The sequence below is a fragment of the uncultured Mucilaginibacter sp. genome (genome assembly GCF_903913935.1).
GTDB lineage: Bacteria > Bacteroidota > Bacteroidia > Sphingobacteriales > Sphingobacteriaceae > Mucilaginibacter.
The window spans coordinates 1-2,062 of sequence record NZ_CAIWNH010000582.1 but is presented as its reverse complement, the minus strand read 5'-3'; the positions used below and the strand labels follow the sequence as shown (position 1 = coordinate 2,062).

Here is a 2,062-nt window from a genome sequence, read left to right as displayed (position 1 = left end):
GCGTGAACTCATTCTTCATCAAGTCGCTTGAAATAGTACGGATAAGCGGCAGGCCGGAATAATGCATTTCGATCTGGTGCTTTTGCCCGAAGTTTTTGCCGATTTTAAGGATCGTATCAATAATTGGCACCCGGGCCGGCGTATTTAAAATTTTGCCCTCAAAGGTGATAGCCATCAACGTGGCCTGGTTGTTTTCGCTTAAAATAAGTCCTTTATAAAAAGGTAGCGAAAGCAATTGATTTTTTACACTGTCAACCGCCTGATCTGTGGTGAGCGGATGCGTAACCAGGGGTTTTATAATAAAACGGTGGTTAAGGGTATCTTTTTCGAGGTTAAATAAATTGGCCATCGAAATTACCGCCTTAATACCCTTTATATGCTGTATGTGCTCACCAGCCTGGTACCAATCGTTAAAGACATCTTTTTTGAATATATCAGGCGATTTAAAGCCGATCACCATGGTACTGGCGTCCTGCCCGAACAGTTTTTTAAACTCGGTGTACCTGATATATGCCGAATCCGTCACCGGTAAAACTTTGCCGCCGTTGAAAGTGATGCGGACTTTGCTGGCTTCGTAACCCATAAAAATGCTGGAAACCGCGATCAGGATCAGTATAAGCAGTCGGTTCTTTAATATAATAGCAGCAATCTTCTTCCAAATCATTATTTAATACGGGTTGTTACGGGTCGCTAAACTACGAAAATAGATTTATCATGGTATTTCCGGAAATGATATTGTGACATTGTTTAGCAAATGTGCAGATTTGTACCATGGAAATTTCAGATTTGAAGACAAGTTGATTTGAAAATGGACAAAATTTCCGGAAAATAGTCTAAATGATTGCCTGATTAATGAAAAAATTATTCCGCAGTTTTGGTTATGCATTTAAGGGCATAGCCTACACTACAAAAACGCAGCTCAATTTCAGGATTCACCTTGGCGTAACGGCGGTTGCGGTTTCGCTGGGGATCTGGCTGCATATTTCCGTTATCGAATGGCAATGGATAGCAGTTTGTATAGCCCTGGTGTTGGTAACGGAGATCTTCAATACTATGATCGAGACATTAGTTGACCTGGTTTCGCCGGGATATAACGAAAAGGCGGGGCATATAAAAGATATGAGCGCAGGGGCTGTAGTTATTGCTGCACTTTTTGCTTTAACTACCGGTATTATTATTTTTTTACCAAAATTGCTGTTACTGATCAGATAATGCTTCATAAAACCCGCGGCATCGTTTTTAAAACTACTGATTATGGCGACAGCAGCATTATTGTGCAGGTTTTTACAGAGAAGTTCGGCTTGCAATCATACATTGTAAACGGTGCAAAAAAGCCAAAGGCAAAAATAGCCCGGAATATGTTCCAGCCGCTGCACTTGCTGGATATGGTGGTGTATTATAAAAATACCGGGAATGTACAGCGCATAAAGGAACTAAAAAACTCGCCGCAGTTGCAAACTATTCCCTATGATGTGATAAAAAGCAGCCTGGCGATCTTTTTAAATGAAGTTTTATACAAGGCGATCAAACAACAAACTGCGGATGAAAATTTGTTTGAGTTTGTTTTCAACGCGATTGAATGGCTGGATCACCAGAGCGAAGGGCTGTCAAACTTTCACCTGTTTTTTTTAACCAGGCTTACGCGCTACCTGGGCTTTTACCCTGATCGTTACCTTGCCGGGAATGCCGATTATTTCGACCTAAAAAATGGTGTTTTCAGCAACTACAAGCCGGACACTATTTTATACCTGTCGCCGCCGCATACACAAAACTTTACAGCGCTGCTTGAAGCTACATTTGAAAATATTTTGCAGCTTAAACTCACAAATGATGAACGCCGCTACCTGGTGCAAAAGCTATTGGATTACTATACCCTGCATATTGAAGGGTTCGGTAATATCCGGTCGCATGAGGTGTTGGAGGAGGTGCTGGGGTAAAATTATTCAAATTATCTCTGAAATTGTTTGATCGTGTTTTTTGAATTTGAAAAATCGAATATTTGGTAGTGTCTCAGTTTGAATTTTAATTATTTTTTGGTCAATTATTTCTAACTTTGCTTTAT

2 protein-coding genes and 1 pseudogene are annotated in these 2,062 nt (G+C 40.5%); 2 read left to right on the top strand and 1 reads right to left on the bottom strand.

The window, feature by feature from the left end; genetic code table 11:
- Positions 1–664 (bottom strand): annotated as a pseudogene (locus tag QZY09_RS23665) (Fis family transcriptional regulator); the annotation flags it as partial.
- Between the two features lie 188 nt (positions 665–852).
- Between QZY09_RS23665 and QZY09_RS23660 the strand changes: the two are divergent.
- Both QZY09_RS23660 and recO read left to right on the top strand, forming a co-directional pair.
- Positions 853–1,212: a diacylglycerol kinase family protein gene (locus tag QZY09_RS23660; protein ID WP_295676898.1), complete on the top strand. Its 360-nt coding sequence runs from the start codon at positions 853–855 to the stop codon at positions 1,210–1,212.
- Positions 1,212–1,937, top strand: coding sequence for a DNA repair protein RecO (gene recO, locus QZY09_RS23655; protein WP_295676896.1), 726 nt, complete (start codon positions 1,212–1,214; stop codon positions 1,935–1,937). The genes QZY09_RS23660 and recO overlap by 1 nt, the downstream gene beginning before the upstream one ends.
- Positions 1,938–2,062: the final 125 nt, after the last annotated feature.

Bases quoted from the DNA above. Each gene is read 5' to 3' on its own strand.
- QZY09_RS23660 (WP_295676898.1), top strand. From the start codon at position 853: ATGAAAAAATTATTCCGCAGTTTTGGTTATGCATTTAAGGGCATAGCC.
- recO (WP_295676896.1), top strand. From the start codon at position 1,212: ATGCTTCATAAAACCCGCGGCATCGTTTTTAAAACTACTGATTATGGC.